18 protein-coding genes, 1 tRNA gene and 1 pseudogene are annotated in these 17,890 nt (G+C 45.0%); 7 read left to right on the forward strand and 13 right to left on the reverse strand.

The window, feature by feature from the left end; genetic code table 11:
- Nucleotides 1-22 precede the first annotated feature (22 nt).
- The 3 genes from FXZ76_RS05810 to FXZ76_RS05820 are packed head-to-tail and all read right to left on the reverse strand — an operon-like array spanning nucleotide 23 to nucleotide 3,810.
- Nucleotides 23-1,732 (reverse strand): ABC transporter permease, encoded by a 1,710-nt coding sequence (locus FXZ76_RS05810; protein WP_079536598.1) that lies wholly within the window; start codon nucleotides 1,730-1,732, stop codon nucleotides 23-25.
- A complete protein-coding gene (locus FXZ76_RS05815) occupies nucleotides 1,732-2,712 on the reverse strand; it encodes an ABC transporter ATP-binding protein (RefSeq protein ID WP_079536601.1) in 981 nt (326 codons plus the stop codon). The genes FXZ76_RS05810 and FXZ76_RS05815 overlap by 1 nt, the downstream gene beginning before the upstream one ends.
- Nucleotides 2,713-2,739: 27 nt before the next feature.
- Complete coding sequence (locus tag FXZ76_RS05820) at nucleotides 2,740-3,810, reverse strand: extracellular solute-binding protein (protein ID WP_197682112.1); 1,071 nt, start codon at nucleotides 3,808-3,810, stop codon at nucleotides 2,740-2,742.
- 232 nt (nucleotides 3,811-4,042) lie between these two features.
- Here FXZ76_RS05820 and FXZ76_RS05825 point away from each other — a divergent pair.
- Nucleotides 4,043-4,118: transfer RNA gene (locus tag FXZ76_RS05825), tRNA-Arg, on the forward strand.
- Between the two features lie 423 nt (nucleotides 4,119-4,541).
- On the forward strand, nucleotides 4,542-4,757 hold the full coding sequence (locus tag FXZ76_RS05830; RefSeq protein ID WP_147571558.1) for a hypothetical protein: 216 nt from the start codon (nucleotides 4,542-4,544) through the stop codon (nucleotides 4,755-4,757).
- Nucleotides 4,758-4,994: 237 nt separating this feature from the next.
- Here the strand turns inward: FXZ76_RS05830 and FXZ76_RS05835 are convergent, their stop codons facing one another.
- Nucleotides 4,995-6,017 (reverse strand): bile acid:sodium symporter family protein, encoded by a 1,023-nt coding sequence (locus FXZ76_RS05835; RefSeq protein WP_079536604.1) that lies wholly within the window; start codon nucleotides 6,015-6,017, stop codon nucleotides 4,995-4,997.
- A gap of 446 nt (nucleotides 6,018-6,463) precedes the next feature.
- On the opposite strand from FXZ76_RS05835, the gene FXZ76_RS05840 reads away from it, so the two are divergent.
- Nucleotides 6,464-6,733 (forward strand): cysteine-rich small domain-containing protein, encoded by a 270-nt coding sequence (locus FXZ76_RS05840; RefSeq protein WP_079536609.1) that lies wholly within the window; start codon nucleotides 6,464-6,466, stop codon nucleotides 6,731-6,733.
- Between the two features lie 226 nt (nucleotides 6,734-6,959).
- On the opposite strand, the gene FXZ76_RS05845 is transcribed toward FXZ76_RS05840, so the two are convergent.
- From FXZ76_RS05845 to FXZ76_RS05860, 4 genes are all read right to left on the reverse strand, one after another.
- Nucleotides 6,960-7,442: a low molecular weight protein-tyrosine-phosphatase gene (locus FXZ76_RS05845; protein ID WP_079536611.1), complete on the reverse strand. Its 483-nt coding sequence runs from the start codon at nucleotides 7,440-7,442 to the stop codon at nucleotides 6,960-6,962.
- A 36-nt stretch (nucleotides 7,443-7,478) separates the two neighbouring features.
- Nucleotides 7,479-8,585, reverse strand: coding sequence for an acyltransferase family protein (locus FXZ76_RS05850; protein ID WP_079536614.1), 1,107 nt, complete (start codon nucleotides 8,583-8,585; stop codon nucleotides 7,479-7,481).
- Nucleotides 8,586-8,759: 174 nt separating this feature from the next.
- On the reverse strand, nucleotides 8,760-9,065 hold the full coding sequence (locus tag FXZ76_RS05855; protein WP_147571560.1) for a hypothetical protein: 306 nt from the start codon (nucleotides 9,063-9,065) through the stop codon (nucleotides 8,760-8,762).
- Nucleotides 9,066-9,085: 20 nt separating this feature from the next.
- Nucleotides 9,086-10,810 (reverse strand): HsdM family class I SAM-dependent methyltransferase, encoded by a 1,725-nt coding sequence (locus tag FXZ76_RS05860; RefSeq protein ID WP_147571562.1) that lies wholly within the window; start codon nucleotides 10,808-10,810, stop codon nucleotides 9,086-9,088.
- On the opposite strand from FXZ76_RS05860, the gene FXZ76_RS05865 reads away from it, so the two are divergent.
- The 4 genes and pseudogenes from FXZ76_RS05865 (at nucleotide 10,718) to FXZ76_RS05880 (ending at nucleotide 12,855) form a co-directional block, all read left to right on the forward strand.
- Nucleotides 10,718-11,212, forward strand: a complete 495-nt coding sequence (locus FXZ76_RS05865; RefSeq protein WP_231961766.1) for a DEAD/DEAH box helicase family protein — start codon at nucleotides 10,718-10,720, stop codon at nucleotides 11,210-11,212. The genes FXZ76_RS05860 and FXZ76_RS05865 overlap by 93 nt on opposite strands.
- Nucleotides 11,146-11,379: pseudogene (locus FXZ76_RS05870) on the forward strand (MmcQ/YjbR family DNA-binding protein); the annotation flags it as partial. The gene FXZ76_RS05865 and the pseudogene FXZ76_RS05870, both read left to right, overlap by 67 nt.
- A 38-nt stretch (nucleotides 11,380-11,417) precedes the next feature.
- On the forward strand, nucleotides 11,418-12,446 hold the full coding sequence (locus FXZ76_RS05875) for a hypothetical protein (protein ID WP_079536623.1): 1,029 nt from the start codon (nucleotides 11,418-11,420) through the stop codon (nucleotides 12,444-12,446).
- A gap of 22 nt (nucleotides 12,447-12,468) precedes the next feature.
- Entirely contained in the window at nucleotides 12,469-12,855 is a 387-nt protein-coding gene (locus tag FXZ76_RS05880) for a hypothetical protein (RefSeq protein ID WP_197682115.1), read from the forward strand.
- 374 nt (nucleotides 12,856-13,229) lie between these two features.
- On the opposite strand, the gene FXZ76_RS05885 is transcribed toward FXZ76_RS05880, so the two are convergent.
- The 5 genes from FXZ76_RS05885 to FXZ76_RS05905 form a co-directional block, all read right to left on the reverse strand.
- The gene (locus FXZ76_RS05885) at nucleotides 13,230-14,528 is read right to left on the reverse strand and encodes a protein kinase domain-containing protein (protein WP_079536625.1); all 1,299 of its coding nucleotides are present in this window, start codon (nucleotides 14,526-14,528) and stop codon (nucleotides 13,230-13,232) included.
- A 14-nt stretch (nucleotides 14,529-14,542) separates the two neighbouring features.
- Nucleotides 14,543-14,968 (reverse strand): helix-turn-helix domain-containing protein, encoded by a 426-nt coding sequence (locus FXZ76_RS05890; protein ID WP_079536628.1) that lies wholly within the window; start codon nucleotides 14,966-14,968, stop codon nucleotides 14,543-14,545.
- Between the two features lie 491 nt (nucleotides 14,969-15,459).
- A complete protein-coding gene (locus FXZ76_RS05895) occupies nucleotides 15,460-16,122 on the reverse strand; it encodes a hypothetical protein (protein WP_079536633.1) in 663 nt (220 codons plus the stop codon).
- Nucleotides 16,123-16,373: 251 nt separating this feature from the next.
- Nucleotides 16,374-17,015, reverse strand: a complete 642-nt coding sequence (locus FXZ76_RS05900) for a DNA-3-methyladenine glycosylase family protein (RefSeq protein ID WP_079536635.1) — start codon at nucleotides 17,013-17,015, stop codon at nucleotides 16,374-16,376.
- Nucleotides 17,016-17,349: 334 nt separating this feature from the next.
- Nucleotides 17,350-17,742 carry a riboflavin kinase gene (locus FXZ76_RS05905; RefSeq protein WP_079536637.1) on the reverse strand — a complete coding sequence of 131 codons (393 nt, stop codon included), beginning with the start codon at nucleotides 17,740-17,742 and terminating at the stop codon, nucleotides 17,350-17,352.
- Between the last annotated feature and the right edge of the window lie 148 nt (nucleotides 17,743-17,890).

Raw genomic sequence — 17,890 nt, forward strand, 5'->3', positions numbered from 1 at the left:
TACACTGGAGATAATGTAGAAGCTAGTCTTGTGTGAGACCTAGCTTCTTTCGGTCTAACTTCAAGATTAAGAAAAGAAGTGCAGTGCATATAACGATGACTGTTGCGCCAAGTGCCATTGCGATGCCAAGGTTGTATTCCTGCATATTTGTGATAATTGATACCGAAATTGGCCTGTTAAACACGCCATAAAGGAGAGAAGACATTGTAAACTCTCCCATCATTTTCACGAAAACAAGAATGGCGCCCGACATGATTCCGGCTGCAATCATCGGCAAAACCACGCTCATGAAAGTTCTTAACGAATTTGATCCAAGTGAGCGAGCTGCTTCTTCAGAATTCTCTGGCATGGATCCGAGGGCGATGCGTGAGGTGTTGAGCATGATTGGAAGCGCAACAATTGTGTAGGCAAGCGGAAGAATTTCAAACTTTCCAACAAGCGTAGACCCAAATGCAAAGATATTTGGAACGTTGAATGAAACAATCAATCCGACAGCCACGACTGACGCAGGTATGCACCACGGAACTGTAATTGAGAGTTGCGCGAGGCGAGCGAATGCGCCTGCTCCCCTACCCTTCACACGACTTCTAAAATAGGCAGTAGGCAAAGCAACCAGCGTTGAAACAACTACTGCAAGACCTGCCATCTCAATCGAGTTTTTCAAAGGGGCAAGGTCACGCGGATTGTTGAATAGTGCTACAAAATTGTCAAGCGTGAATTCATGCGGCACCACCTGAGTCATAATTGCTTTGCCCGATTGAAAGCTCATCCAAAAGACTAGAAACACCTGCGCCAAAATCATGAAAACCTGAATAATCACAAAAATCACGAACACAGTTTTTAGAACTTTGTGATTTTTCCCAAAGTCGGGTTCATAATTAACGTGACGAGTTGACACATTACCCGAAAAACGTGCGCTCAACCAGGAACAAAAAGCTGTCACTATAACGCCAAACAACAACAGTATCGTCACTTCTATTGAAGTGTTAAACATGTCAAAATTGAGCTTGGAATCGGCAATTTGTTTCACTAAAACTCGATAGCTTCCGCCAACAAGGGTTGGTGCAGAAAGAGAACCAATAGCTGAGACAAACGTTGTCATTGAACTAATGCAGATTGCTGGCAAAAGCGGAGGGAGTATCGCGTCTTTAAAAACCTTAAACTTGCCTGCACCAAGTGATTTGGCAGCGTCGACGGTTGAAGCATCAATTTGCTCTAACGCGGAGTGCATATTGATAAAGAAATAGACATATTGTGTGTATGTGATGACAAGGACGATGGCACCTAGGCCTTCAAACTTGTAGGGCGCGGCACCGAGACCAAGCAGTGCCTTAATCGCCTGCGTGATAACACCACTCTCGCCATACATTTGAGAAAACGCAATGACAATCACAATGCCAGGAATCATAACGGGGCTCATTAACAGAATTTGCAACAGCGCCTTTCGTTTTTTACAGAAAAAGCGCATGTAGACTGCCAACAGTGTTCCAAGAAGACCGCAACTCAACACACAACAAAAGCCAACAGTAAATGTATTAGCAAGAACAGTGAGGTTAGCAGGCTTAGAGAAATAATCTATGTATCCTTGAAAAGAAATCGCACCGTTAACAGTAACCGACTTAACAATAGTTTGAACGAGCGGCAACAAAATGTAGCCAATCGCAAACAGAATGACAAAAGCTAGGAAAATGAGTTTAAGTGGCTGTTTGCGAATGTCCGACACAAAGCCCATTATTTTGCCTCGCTCACAAACGCAGTGTCGCCAGGCTTGAATTTGCACGCCGTTTTAGTGTTTAGCATCATAACTTTAACGAGCTGATTTCCCACTTCTACAAAGCACTGGATAATTGCTCCTTCATATTTGACACGCTTGACTATGCCCTCTATTGCACACTCACTCGGATCTCGGCTAACAACAAGATGCTCAGGGCGAATAAACACTTTCCCATTTGCATCAATGTGGTCAAATGTCGACCACTGCGAACCCGCATCGAACACGTTCATGTCACCCACAAAAGTGCGCAAAAAGTCGGTGTTTGGGCTTTCATAGATTTCATAGGGCGTGCCCGTTTGCTCAATGACGCCGTTATTCATGACCGAAACACTATCAGAAATAGATAACGCTTCTGACTGCTCATGAGTAATCAGTAGCGTTGTAATTCCAATTTGCTGTTGAATATTCTTCAGTTCAACGCGCATTTTTTCGCGAAGTGAAATGTCTAAGTTGCTCATTGGTTCATCTAGCAAAAGAACATCCACGCCTCGCGCTAGTGCTCTTGCCAAGGCTACCCGTTGCTGCTGCCCTCCCGACAATTCGCGAACATTTCTGTTTTTAAACTCAGACATGTTCAAGAGGTCTAGATATTCATCAACGCGTTTAGTGATTTCGCTTGCAGGCACTTTGTCAACCTTCAAGCCATAAGCAACGTTTTCAGCAACACTCATGTGTAGGAAAAGGGCATAGTTCTGAAAAACTATGCCCATGTTGCGCTTTTCTGGTGCAAGGTTAGTAATGTCGCGACCATCTAAAAGAATTTTTCCCTTGCTGGGTGTTAAAAATCCTGCCACAAGACGAAGAAGTGTCGTTTTTCCACAGCCCGAAAGCCCAAGAAGCGAGTGAAACTCTCCTTCTTTAATGTCGAGGTTGATGTTTTTTAATACATCAGCTTCTCCATAGGAAAAAGACAAATCCTTAATTGCAATACCGCTCATTACTAACCTTTGTTCTAATCGTCCCAGTTATTTCTTTTCTGCTTCAACAACTTTGCTTGTGTCATAGGCAGTGTTGTTCCAAAGATCAAGCCACTCAGACTGATGTGATGCAATAGTTGCTGTGTCAACATCAAGCATCTTCATTTCTTTTTGCATCCACTCAGGGCTGTCTTTGAGAGCACTTTTGAGTGTTGGGATGCGTGATTGAGAATTAGCAATCTTTGCCTGTTCTTTTGCAGTTCCGCAGAATTCAACGAATTTAGCAGCTGCTTTTGAGTGAGGAGCATTCTTGAGAGCTGCAACGCAGTCAACTGAGATAACGTTGCCATCGCTAGAATCGATTGCCTTCAAAGGCATTCCGTTCTTTTCGATGTTCTTTTGTACGTCATTCAACGTTGAAACACCAATGGCAGCTTCTTTGTTGCCGATTGCCTTAAACATCATTGAGCTTGAGTTGTAGTAGTTCTTCGTGTTTGAAGCAAGGCCTTTGAGCCACTCATTTGCTTTGTCCATGTTGCCATCTTTGCTGTTTGCATAAATCATTGCGCAAATCCACTCACGCTGTGAGGAAGATGCATTGTCGCGTGTCACAACCTGATCTGCATACTTAGAATCTGCAAGGTCGTTGTAGTTCTTAGGAGCATCAGCTTCACTCATCATTTCAGTGTTGTAGAACATAACGACTGGTGTTTGAATTGTTGCGTACCACTGGCCATCTTTGTCCTTGAAGTTAGAATCAAGTTCATTTGCCCAAGATGGGTTTGTTTTCTCATAGCAACCCTGCTTAGCAAGCTCGGTGAACGTTGTTGTAGATCCACCATACATAATGTCAGCTTGTGGGTTGTCTTTCTCGCTCAAAACACGATCAGCAAGACCGCCTTTGAGGTTAATGAATTCAACTGGTACACCAGTTTCAGCCGTAAAGTCATCAGCAACTTCTTGTAAAAGTGCCTCTGGATGAGTTGAATAAATGACGAGCTTGTCTTCGAGCTGCTCGTTGTCAGAGCTGCTGTCGCTCGATTGTCCTGCACATCCAACAAGAGCAAAGCAACAAAGTGCAGCGCTCAATGCAGATGCCATAATTTTCTTAAGAGTCATGTAACCTCCCCCAATTAAAAGTCGATAACACAGCTATTCAAATATTTTTTTAGAATAGCTAACAGATTGAAAAGCCCACCAAAGCGCAGAAGTAGACCTTCCAAATCCCAAATCCTCATTATAGCCAAGTCGACGATTAAGAAATGAATCAGGCCCGTAATGTTTAAAGCTCATGAATAAAAATGTGTGTATCCTTAGCGGCTGCATTTGCTATAATATGTGAGTCTTAAGCGCGCCCGTGGCTCAACGGATAGAGCATCGGACTTCTAATCCGGCGGTTGTAGGTTCGAGTCCTACCGGGCGCACCATGTTAAAGCGATGAAGGGCATCGCTTTTTTTAAACGCTGTAAATCCTCCTGAGAAGCAACTTTTCACTGCACGACGTTACTACGGTTCAAAGGCCAGCAACAACTCCGTTCGCGAAAATCTGAATTCTCAAGACATTATTAGATGCGCTTGTTTATTCGCATCACTTTAGCCCGCTCAAACAAGACCTTTTCACTACTCGTGTTATCGCGAAAATCTGTGCGCGCAATATTGCTTTCGCTTCATTAAGAAACCGATTCGTAACTTAAGTCATTTGGAAAATAGACGCGAAATTATGAACTGTCCTTAGCACCTTTAGGAAATTTAGACGTGCACTCTTTAAATTAAGAAAACCCAAACTCAGCAGGAAAGGCAGAAGCATACGAAAAAAGGTCAATGGATTTACGATAGCATATGCTTCAGGCTTGATAAATCAGACTCACACAGCAGTGCTATCAGGGAAAACAGTTCATTATGAGGTCTCCCTGTCTGAATACCGAACAAAACATGAATTCAGAATTCCTGTTGTTGGCAAGAATGGCCGCACAAAAAAAGTATTAGCAGTTTATCAAATTGATAAAGGCTCTATGATTCAAGGAATGATAGCTAACTTCCCAGAGAGTAAAAGAAAATGGAGATAGATGAGAACAACCGAGTGAATTCGCTGATTGAACGCGGAGGTTTACCTGAGGGAACAATTCGAGTCGTAGCAAGCATATATGGGAGAATGCCCCAGATGCGAAGTCAAGTTATGAGACGAAGACGACTGCCCAATCAATGTGATTGCATATAACTTTAACGAATTGAAAAAACTCGACTAAAAGAAAAATGTCCAGGGTTACACAAGGTTTCCCTGGGCATTTGTTTTTATTCATACTTTATGCGTGAGCTGATGCTTTTTTGTCGGCGGCTTGATTGTTTGTGTTTTCTTCCTCAGCTCCTTCCTGTTTAGCATCGGAAGTTTTCCCCGCTGTAGCTGCAAGGATGTTTGCATAAACAGCTCCAGAGATGTTGTGCCAAACACTAAACACGGTGCCGGGAACAGCTGCGAGAGGCATTGATGCAAAGTGAGTCAAAGCTAGAGAAGTTGCAAGCCCAGAGTTCTGCATGCCAACCTCGATTGACAGTGTGCGCACTTGTGCCTTTGAAAGATGAAGTGCGCGACCAACACCATAACCAAGTGCATATCCAAGTACATTGTGGAGCATAACAACTGCAATAATCAAAAGTCCGCTTGTCATTATTTTTGCTGCATTAGCCGAGACAACAGCCATGATAATCAACGATATTGCGATTACAGAGATGAGTGGGAGGACCTTTCCGAACACTTCTGAAACTTTTGGAGCAACTGCGTTAATTAAAAACCCTAAAACTATTGGCACAAGAACAACTTGAACGATTGACATGAGCATACTCACATAGCTAACGTTAATTGTTTGACCTGCAAGCAGAAGAACAAGAGCTGGGGTCACAACTGGAGCCATGATTGTGGTGCAGGCGGTCATGCCGACCGACAGCGCAACATCGCCTTTTGACAGATAGGTCATGACGTTAGACGATGTTCCACCAGGACAACAACCAACAAGGATTACGCCGACTGCAAGTTCGGTTGGCAACTGGAATATGAGACATAAAACCCATGCCAGAAAAGGCATGATGATGAATTGCGAGAAAATGCCAGTGATGACAGCCTTTGGCTTTATGAATACAACTTTAAAATCGGAAAGTTTGAGCGTCATGCCCATTCCAAACATAACGATGCCTAGCAACGGATTGACCCAACTTGTGGGTAGAATAGTGTGGGTAGGTCCTGGAATAATTAGAGCAATGACTGTGACCGCCAACGCGATGAATGCCATGTACTTTCCTGCGAAATCACTTATTTTTTCAAGTGTTTTCATTTCTAACTTCCTTTCCTAATCACACTTTCGTCAAACCGAACATCCCAAGCAAAGTGGGTCGCGCAGAAATGTGGCAGAAAAGTCAGTCTAGTGCGTGCTGTATTGCTTTGGAATGCGCGACATCGACGCGCATGCCCTTTGCATGCAATGCGTAGTATATCGCTGCAAAAATGCCACACATCAAGCACAAGTGTCCTGTTTTCAAAAATTTAACATAATCAAAATAATTCGTTGCAAATGCGTTTTTTGGGCGGAAATTGGGAAGAACCAAGATAAACAAAAAAAACGAGGTGGGCTTTGGAATCGTTAAACTTTTCGTTATGCCAAGTTTTCACTGGTGTCAGACATCACTGCCTCGTCTCTACAACGTAGGAAGACAAACATAAAAAACGGATTAAAGGAATTAAAATTGAGATTGGCAGAAAGTTTGCGAAAGGGATAACAGGATGAATGTGACACATGATGAACAGCTGGTGTTCACTCACAGTGACTGTCCCTATTACCCTTGCCACTCAATAGCAGAGGGAGTTAAATTCAACTGCATCTTTTGCTACTGCCCGCTTTATGCACTAGGACCAAATTGCGGAGGAGACTTTTGCTATTTGGACGATGGCACCAAAGATTGCAGCAAATGTACAATCATGCATGAAGGCGCAAAAGGTTTTGAACGAGTCCGTGAGAAATTTCCCGAACTCGAGGATTTAGCTAAGGCGTAAAAGGGAACTACAAGAGCAATTATTGTTCAAAAACCAAAACAAACCTTTTTCAAATTCGGAGTAATCTAGAGCAAAAGAATCTAAACCCCTCTACAAAAACAAAGAAACATAAAAAACAATTTTTAAAAAATCAAAAATTTAAACAACAAACAGAAAAACCACGGGCAACAGGCACTTCCAACAACAAAGACGTCAAAAATAAAATTTGCACTGACTGTGAACTTCCTTAAGAATTTAATTTTATGAAGAGTGCCTCACAACCTTGATTAATTTCAGAATAGGCCTTTTCGAAGTCTCGCGTGTACCAAGGATCTGATATTTCATGAGGATTATTCGTGTATTCCAGTAGCAGGTGAATTTTATGGTCACCGTCACCGCCAGCAATTCGTTTCATTTCAGAAATGTTTGCGTTATCCATTCCCAAAAGAAGATCGAAATTATCATAATCGGATTTGACCATCTTTCTTGCTCTTTTTCCTTCACATGCAATGCCGTGCCTTTTTAAAAGCTCTGCTGCTTGTGGATAGACTGGACTTCCTACTCCGTTCCAAATCTCATCATTGCTTGTTGCCGCTGATTCAATTTTGTAATCACTTTCAACCCCGTGACTCATAACGATGTCTTTAAAAATAAATTCCGCCGATGGCGAGCGACAGATGTTGCCGTGACAGACAAAGAGAACGCGGTGGACGGACTTTGGGCTATTCATGACCAGATCTCTCCAAACGAAGCTAAGTACGACGCATTATCGAACGGCGTCCCTAGGCCCTGACGATGCCAGCGAGCGCGACAGGTTCATGCTGGGAACCTCGATTATGCGCCAGAACGCAACGGAGACGAGCATGCTTGCGGGCAGCGAGACCGCGGCAATCGCGAGCGGGTCGACAATCCCGAGCCTGGGCAGCAGGGCAACGAGCACACCGATGACAATGGCGTGGGTAAGGTAGAGGCTGTACGACACCTTTCCCAAAAAGACCATGGGGGCCGCAGAGAGCGCACGGCGCGTGAACCCATCGGCGATCGCGACGACAACCACCACCAGGCAGGCCGCGTTCATGGCGGTGGACTTCAACGCCTCAAGGACCCCACCGGGATGCCACACTAGCGAGAGCTCGATAACACCAACAGAGGCCACAAGCAGCGCCAGCTCGGCCAGCATTGAAAGCTTGACGGCCTTGATTTTGTCGAATCGCCGGGCCACCATGACGCCAAGCCAGAACATCAGGCAAAAGCGCAGCGGAAAGTAGCCCGTCCAGTGCGAGACAAGCACCGCAATAAAGGTCGCAACAACCGCCAGACCCGTCCGGTGAATCCTTGATATGCACCAGATGGCCAGCGGAAGCGTCAGGCTAAACCAGAGCTCCCAGCTCATGGACCAGACGGGAGAGTCAACGCGGACGAGATGCGCGCCAAAGAGGTTGTTGACGCCGTCGGACACGTTGAACAGCACGTCGAACTGCATGAGGATGTCATGAACCGCAGTGGGAAGGCCCGCGTCGTAGGCGACGGCAAGCGCGGAGCGCGACGTGGACCCCAGGCGCCAGGCCACGTAGCCCGCAGGAAGGGCCAGCGCAATCGCCACAAACAGCGGCCCGCAAAGGCGGACGACCCTTCTTGGGTAATAGCCAAGCCAGTTGTACCCGCCGTTTCCCATGTGCTTAAAGGGAACAAGAGACAGCACTATTCCAGACAGGATGAAGAACACCATAACCGATGCGGTGCCAGGGAAGAGGCTCGGACCCCCCGCGCCAAACGGCTTGACCATGATGTCGACGTGATACAGGAACACCATCAGCGCCCCGAGCCCTCGCAGGCCGTCAAGCGACAAGACGCGCTTCTCGTGACCAGGCATTATCACTCCTTCCTTCGTGCATTCCAGCAGAGCGTCCCATTATATACCCTCATGGATTTAGCGTACATTTTGATGAGCCAGACCCCCAAATCGGGCGGATTCGGGGGTCTGGCTCATCTTTATGTACGCTGTCCGGAGCCGCGGCCGCCGGCGGCAAGGGCGCCGGCACCCGCCCTAATCGGCCTCGGCCGCCTCCTCGCGGATGCCCATCTCGAGACTCTTCTGGGGCATCCTCTGCACCAGCGCCGACTCCTTGACCAGAAGGCCGTACACCACGGCAGACGCCAGCACAAAGGCGGCCTGCAGCAGGAAGAGCGGCAGGCAGTCGGGGCGCTCCACGTTGGGGACCATGACCGAGATGGCAACCAGCATGACGCCCGTGCCGGCGTAGCCCACGATCTTCTGCACGGAGTCGGCCTTGGTGCGCAGCGGGTGCGGCGTGATGTCAGCCACGATGACCACCGTCATGGTGCGGTACATGCAAGTGGCAAGCAGCGTGATCAGGATGGCGCAGATAAGCAGCGGCAGGCTTCCCGCGTTGTTTGCGATTGCGATGAGCGGCAGATGTTCCCATGCCTTACACGCAGCTTCTCAACGCAATCACGCTTTTTGGCGGTAGCGCGCGACATATCGAACCATTTGACAGTCATTCGGCGTTGTTCCAAAGCTCCGTTTGCTGTTAAGTATGGGGTTAGACCCGTTGTGTCATCAGGATTCTCCACAACAAGGCTGCGAGAGTTCCACCTTGGTCCCATATAGATGTGAATGTCTTTATCGAGCTGACCAATTGTGGTAACCGACCATCCTTCTTTTTCGTCAAACTCGTTTACGCGCTCTAAGGTAGCGTTCAATTCTGGTGAATAATGCTGGGGATTCAGATTAAGATTGTCGTCCAATTCGCTACGTTTTGCACTGAAGCACGTTTCGGACTCGATAAATGTACCATTAGCCTTGACCGTTTCATAACTATCCGAGATTTGGGTCAGATCTTCATCCAATACGTCTGTAGCGTGCCCCTTTTCATCAAGGGAGAAGACTGGTTCACCCTTTGAGTCTCTACCAACTCGCCTAGACTGAGCCATGAAGATGGTGTAGTCGCTGGGAACCTCTTCACCTTCCGAGGGTTTGGAGAGGAACAGAATACACGTACGCACCCCGGTGTCTGGCTCGAAGGTATTTTTATGAAGCGTCACAACGGCGTCAACCTTGCAATTGGAGAGCACCCATTTTCGGTAGTTTACATAGGTTTGATTATCTAGGATGCCCTTTGGCAAGACGATGCCGATACGCCCACCAGGTTTGAGCCAGTCAATGCAGCGCTCCAGGAATAGCAGCTCTGGCGCCTGCCGAGAGAGTATTGTGCCCCTGTTGGCCTCCCAGTCATCCTTTCCGCCGATTTCGGGGAAGATTCCGTCCGAAGTGGGCTTGTGACCGAAGCTGAATAGCTTAAGTATTTCCGGGTCCATCATCATAGACTCGGTTTTCTGACCCGAGAAAGGTGGATTAGTGACTATAACGTCAGGGGTGTGCCTAGGACAGTGACTTGTAATCCACCCATCAAGATTGGAATATTCATCGAGCGAATTGCCTTGCGTCATTCCGCTATTGCCGTCACCGCTGAGCAACATGGCCGTTTTGGCAATTTTGACAAGACGCTGAGAAATCTCGACTAAAAAGACCATGTTTTTGGAACGTTCAAGTTGCCTTTCCCTCTGCGCAGTGCCCTCAATCGTGCTCTCGATGACTTTGCGGCGTTTGTGGCGAAATGCTTCGGTAGCAAAACCACCACTACCGCCCGCCGGATCAAGAACGGCGTCCGTGATACTCGGATTAAGCATATGAACCATTGCTCTTACGACTAAACGGTTCGTGAAGAACTGGCCTTGTTGCCTTTTAAGCACAGAATGTGTGAACTGCTCATAAGCGGCAACCATAAGATCCCACTCATCAGCATCATCACCGCGGCTGATGAACGTATAGCGTTGCAAAACCGAGGCAGCCTCGATCAGAGTTGAGTCACCTACGGATATATCTTCATGAGCGTCAAACACATTCGGATAGGAATCAGCATATTCGCCAAAAAGAGCACGGATCTCTTTCGCAACCTGTTTTCTTCCATCTTCAGATGCATATTGTTTAGCCGTAATCCAAAACTTTGGATACTTGTCAGGGGAGGCATTGGACTCGTCCTGAATTTTCGCAAGGAGGATGCGAACCATATCCATAGTCAGTATTTTGCTGAAAGAAAGGCAATCGAATCGACCAAACTAGCTACCGTTACCGATGGTAAAGGTAGTGTGTTCTGGCATACGCAAGGCAGCGGTAAATCGCTGTCAATGGTATTCTATTCTCATCTGCTTCAGGAAGCCTTGGATAGCCCAACGATTGTTGTGCTGGCCGACAGAAACAACCTGGACGATTATCTTTTCGGACAGTTAGCAAAGTGCAAGGATTTCTTGCGTCAGGACCCGATGCACGCTCAGAGTCGTGAGAATCTGCGTGATCTCCTTGCCGGTCGTCAGGCAAACGGTATTATCTTTAGAACAATAAAAAGTGGTTTGCGTTGGTGGTTGAAGTCAATGCAAAAAAGCTGGGATTGCAAGAAGATAAAACGGTTGATGCTCTGAACATCAAGTGCGATCCGATGATGATAGGTTCACTGCGTATGAAAGAGGGATTCTTCCCCGCCTACCACATGAACAAAGAGAATTGGATCAGCATTCTTCTCGATAGTACAGTCTCGGCAGATGAAATCAAGCCCTTGCTGGAATTGAGTTATCAACTGACCCGGTAACGCAGACGAAACGGCAGATGGGTTTTAGGAGGTGCGATATGCAGATACATTATTTTCAGAGATACCACTCCAAAGAGAATGTGGATACCTCAAACACCATGCTGATGCTCTCTCGTTTGTATAACTATAACGCTGATAAGTTCTTTTCTATGCTGAACAGCCTTATTCTTGGAGAGGACGAAAGCCCGGAAATCACCTTTGATTTGCAGGTCGTTGGTGACGATAGTGTTCCGGATGCGGTTATCAGCCAAAAGAGCTTCAAAATAGTGGTGGAAACAAAGCTCTACAATCAGTTTTATAAGCAGCAGCTTGTAAATCATCTGGAGCAGTTTGGTGCTGAGGATATAAAGGTTTTGCTCACCCTTGACCCCAAGCCGATGAAACCGCAACTGTTTGATGAACTGGCGGTTGAACTGAAAAAGTATAATAGCGAAAATGCAACTCGGCTTATCCATCCGATTAAGCACGTCAACTTGACATTCGAGCAGCTTATGGACGCTATGGAGGATATTGTTGACGACAGAGATACGGAGATCATCGCCGTTTTAGACGATTTCAAGAAGTATTGCTTTGATGAAAAGCTGATACCGGATGGCTATAAATGGATGAGAGCAACCGTAGCCAGTACAACTTTTCAGGATAATATGGATTTGGATTTGTTCTATGACCGGGAGTCCCGCAACTTCTCAGAACATGGATATATCGGCTTGTATAAGGACAAGAGTATCCGTGCCATTGGTAAGCTGAAAAAAACCGTCATCGCAGTTGAAAATAACGGCAGCATGACCTATCGTGCCGAAAGCGGAGCCGAACCTACCACAGATGAGATTGAACGCATCAACGAGGCAATCCGTCGTGCAGATAATTATGGCTATAACCTTCGAACGATTAGCCATAGATATTTCATCGTTGAAAAGTTCTACCCGATGGACTTTAGAAAAAGCAGTAAGAATCCGATTCAGAAAAGCAAGTTATTCAATCTTGCTGATATGTTCGGATATAAAACAATGCCTGACACCGATGTGATCGCAAATGATCTGAACGGTCGGACTTGGGAGGAGTTTTAATCCGATTCGGAAGGAGGTCACAATGGAGTATTTAGAGCAAGTACACTTATTCGCCACAAAGTGGATTGAGAAATTCAGAGATCAAAAAATCAGCTACATAGAGCTGGTTGACCATTACTTGGCTGATGATTGTCAGGCATTGGGATTCCAGATGGATTGCGGCCATGCCTTTTCAGAAAAATATGGCGATGCAGCAAGCAGTTGTGATGCGCTAAATCGTATCATTGACGAGGTTACGGACATTAAACTGCTTGGATCGGCAATCTATTCCCAATGGCGATATTTTAATCATTGGGCATTCGATGCAGCAGCCATCTTGAACACTGAAAATCGTTCGTGGTTTATTCTGGCATTGAGCCGACTTGCCCTGCTTTCTGGCGAGAACCCCTTCCTGTTCAAAGGAGCTTAGAAAGAATCGACTGGTTTCCAACCGGCTTGGTTATGGGCCTTGCCCGGAACCAGACGAAGAAGTTGAACAGCATATAACCATCAAATCTACCGGAGAACATACAAGAACTCCAACCAAGTACGAGCTCTGATTTTTGTAACATCGAGACTCACTGGTGTGGTAGTGGTGTAGTAGCACCACCTTCAAGCCCGAAAAACCTTGATATTACAGGGAATTTTAGAGATTTCTACAAATAATGCCGTGACACACAAATAAAATTCATTTCATAAATTCCCTATCTCTCATTATTCATTTATAACGCGGGGCACCTCACAGTCAATTATTGACAAGAGAATAAATAGTTTTAAAAAGAAATTGAAAAGAATACGAAGTGCTTAGATGGGGCGAAAGTAAAACAAAGCAACCAGTAATGAAGCAACAGAGAAAATCCATGCAATTCCAATACCAATCAAAGCGAGCGATTTAATGACGGCATGTTCTTGAAAAAATTTCAAACGTTTAGAGATTCGCCTTTTGTCGTAAAAGGCAAACAGAATAAAGAAGCAAAACGGAACGAAACCAATTATATAAATGGCAACATTAAATGCAAAATCTGCCGTCGGAGTTGAACTGACAGAAGGTGGCTGAGGAACAAAAGCAAGCTTGCAGCAAACATAAAACAAGACAATGAAAAGGACAACCAGAAATGCGTTCCAAATGATTCCTGCCGATTGAAACTTGCCGCGTAGCGCTTCGCGCACTTCGAGCACTATTCCACGAAACGTACCAGCAGATGCGGCAGCTGTGGAGTCATTTTGTAGGGCAATAAGAATTTCTTGCTTAAACTGCAAAACATTTGGCTGGCGCATGTCAGGATCAAAGGAAGAAGCCTTACGCAAAACGTTTGCCACATTTTTCCCGAACAACTCATCAAGATTTTCAATTTTTGTTAGTGGCTTTTCTGCTTGATGGCCAGCAACCATGAAATAGTAGGTTTGAGCTAACTGATATAAGTCGCTTCTAACATCAGTTTGTCCGAACCCAAATTGCTCGGGCGGGGCAAAGCCCTGCGTGCCAAAAACCGTGGTGTCGGAATTCTGCAGTGCATCATAAGCGCGAGAAATGCCAAAATCGATAATCCAAACGTTTGTTCCGTTGGTTAATATGTTTGAAGGCTTTATGTCCCTGTGAATAATTGGCAGGTTCTGTGAATGGAGCTCAATTACTGCATCACATATTTTTAGAAATATGTTATTCACCGCGTCTCGTGACAATGGTTCCACTAGAATTAAGTCGCGCAATGACGGCACTTCTAAATATTCTATGAAGACTACTTCGGAATCACTTCCCTGTTTTAAATCGAGGATTCTAGGCACGAATTGGAGTGGGACGCCTTCGCGTTGCAAGTCAAACAAAAGATCATAACCGGTGCGCCTACCTCCTGTTTTTATAACTTTTCGAATACACTGCTTCCCGGCATAGAGAACGCGCTGTGTTGTCTCGTTACTCGATTCTTTGAACGTCTCTTCTACACGGACTCCATCCTGGTCGAAGGATTCTAGCAGCTGACGCAGTTCTTCAGAATAAGCAGAAGTTGCGCGAGCAGAGGAACAAGAGGTCTTGCAAAAGATGTCTTGTTTTTCTGATGAATCTTTTTTCTCTGAGTGACTATCTTTTACTGCAGTAATTTTCATGCGTTTAAAGTGGTTTAATTAAGCGTCGGTTCCTCAAATTCATAAAGAGCTTCATTTGTTCTTTGAAAAGAAAAGTTGTGTTCGATTGCAAAAATAATAATCACATCTCGACGATTCTTTGAATAAAGCTCGTTTGCTCCAGAAATCTTAAGAGCCCGGTTAGTTTCTCGAAGCGTGCAGTCGAGAGCCAAGCAAAGCGACAGGACCTTATCGCGCGATGGATTTCTCTGACCTTTGAAAATCTGATAGCCGAATGTAGCATCAATGCCAGCCTCGCGAATCACATCTACCCGCTTTTTGCGTTTAATCTCGAGCAGTTCGCAGAAATATTCAGCAAAGGTCCTGCGAGAGTAAGCCTTCGGAACACTTAAGTCCTCTATCGAATCCGACTCAAGTATTTTTCCCAACAACTCTTCAGTTAGTGGTTCCTTAAAACTCATTTATTAATGCCCTTCCAACTAATCTCTTTAAACATTAAAAGAAATGTTAGCAGAGAGAAATTAAATTATCGTTCGACCACTTTTCTACAAACACTAATCCTCTGAATAATGACAGCATTATTGCTATCAGCGTCATTCTTTGCGCACATCTCTCCATTAAACCTTTGTAACGTCAAATGGTTTGAGATAGCTATCAACAAATTCTGATACAGGTTAGATGCGGCATTGACACCTGAATGCACATATTTGCCGCAATCACTTCTGAGATCAGTTATTAATCAACATACTTCCGAGCAGCACACAAACATTGCCTCAGCGTCTTTACAAAAATCTGCTCGCCGAAACTCACTTTCGCTTACTTCTCTCTAAATTCTCCTCACCTTAGGTTACTTAATGAGCAAAAGAATAAAAACCGGCAACCCTGATATATAAGGCAGAATGACCAGGGTTGCCAGCACGCTCACGAGCAAACAAGCCAACTGAGTTAATTATTAGTACTGGCTTACCGACATTATTTTGAATGTTGCCCCTTGAAGTGATTCAACATCATCGGTAGAAACGAATTTGAAGATTTCAACATCCTGTGACTGATTCGATCCTAATTGATTGAAATAAGCTGTGTCATCTTTGATTCGCTTCCCATCTGAGTCTACCGCCTCAACCTTAATGCTGTATGACTTAGCCTCTGAATTCTTATTTGTAGCAGTCACCACTAATTTGGTGTCATAAGTTCCATAGGTGGTTGGCGAAGCAGTGAAGTCTCCGAGACTGACGTCAATGTCTGTGTTGAGTAGCTGCTCGGTCGCATCTCCAGTCATTTTGTCAGCGCTGTCTTGAAGTTGCCTGCTGGCTTCGTCCACTGAAGAAGAATAAGCCGCCTGAGATGCTAAAACAACAACTGCCGCAATCGCAGCAACTACGATTGAGGCAATTGCTATTGATTTACCGCTTTTTCGACCGTGGGATTTGGAAACGCTTACTACAGCGACTACCCCAAATATTGCAGCAAGAATTGCAATAATAAAAGAAAAGTTATTCAGGATTGGAACCCAAGAAATAATCAGCGCAATAATTGCTAATATCAATGCAACAATTGCAAGAACTGATTTGCTTTTATTTTCTCCTGAACCATTAAAGTTTTGAACATCTTCCATGAATCCTCCTTAGAAATATTAACGCTTAAGATAGCACGCATGAAAACTGAATCCATTAGCTGGCAGCTAAGAAATATCGAGAACTTATGTCTGTTGCCAGAGGGTAATGTCTGGCACTAATGAATCATGTCTGGCACCAATTAGCATGACTAAGCATGACTAGGGGGGTAATGTCTGACACTAATGAATCACGTCTGGCACTAATGCGTGATGTCTGGCACCATTAAAAAGAGAAGAGAAAGTATCTGCTTTTATCCAGATTTTTTGGGTTTAAAATCCTTCATTTCAGGGATGGCACCGCCAGAAACAGCCCAAAGATAAATGCTTGCGGTGCTGCAATAAGGGCTAAAACGTCGTCTGTATTTTTCGAATAGTTTGCGGGTAATGTTTCGGTGATGATAAACCATTCGCAAACCGCGTTGTATCGCCAAGTCGTCATAACTTAAAATGTTCGGACGCTGAAGACAGAACAACAATATCATCTCCGCCGTCCAAACACCAATGCCTCTCAAAGCTACAAGGGCCTGAATTGCGTCTTCATCAGACATCGTTTTAACAGCTTCCAAATCAAACTCTCCAGAATGCACCTTTCGCGAAAAATCACGAATATAGACCACCTTTCGAAAAGAGAGACCAAGGGACTGAAGTTGTTCTGGGACCGCATCGAGAATCGACTCTGCGTTGACAACTCCTAGTTCGTTGCGTATTCTGAGCCATATTGTAGCCTGAGCCTTGGTAGATATTTGCTGCCCTATTATATGGTGCACTACTGAGGAAAACAAATCGGGGTCAACGTTTCTGTCAACGTGCCCAATGCGTTCAATAACATCTTTTAAACGGGCGTCTTTGCTGCACAAATATGAAGTTTCGGTTTCCCCATACTCAAAATACATTTATCACACCGTTCGTAAAAAGCAATCCTAACAACCATCCTCTAAATTATGAAGCAACATTTGTGTCTGGCACCAGTGAACCATGTCTGGCACCAGTGAAAATACTTGTTCAATTATTGTTCCACCAACCATTGTGTCTGGCACCAGAGATTAATGTCTGACACCAGTGACTGTTCTCTGACATAAATGAACAAGTTAAATCGACACGCATTCCAGATAAAAAGGCGAAGATAAGATACTTCCTCGCAAAGAACTTCATGCCCCGTTCCAGTGCAGACACCATTAACGTACAAACGAAAGTGAGCGGAAGTGAAGCTGTTACGACATTTTTAGACTACAGCGGCAAAGCCCTAGCTTGATTTATGTTGTGTTGGACAGTTGAAATTAATTCCTGCGTAGACGTAAAGTTAATCATTGGGCGTAGGAATTCGACAAACTCGATTGTTATTTCATTTCCATACAAATTGCCGTCAAAATCGAGAATGTGCGCTTCGATATTAGCGTGAGTTTCTGCCTTAAAAAGGGGAGAAACCCCAACAGAAACTGCAGCGCGAAAACATTGGTTGCCAACTTCGACATAGGCGGCATAGACCCCTTCATCGACCGGAATGGAAGAGCGAGGAACTTCGAGGTTGGCAGTGCGGAATCCAAGCGAAACGCCATCTCCCCTGCCGTGTTTTACAATTCCTCTTACCTTCCCGAGATTTTCTGTTTTCTTATTGCCCATGCATTAATTATCGCACTATGAACTATTTTCATAAAATTTATGTCTGACACCAATACAAAAACTCTGGCACAACTGTGCTGAAAGCTTTTTGTTTCTCTTTTCATACCTGCAAATTTAATTAGCGTTAGCAACATCTTATCTCTGTATA

Origin of the sequence: Phoenicibacter congonensis, from assembly GCF_902386915.1 — a bacterium.
Taxonomy (GTDB): domain Bacteria; phylum Actinomycetota; class Coriobacteriia; order Coriobacteriales; family Eggerthellaceae; genus Phoenicibacter; species Phoenicibacter congonensis.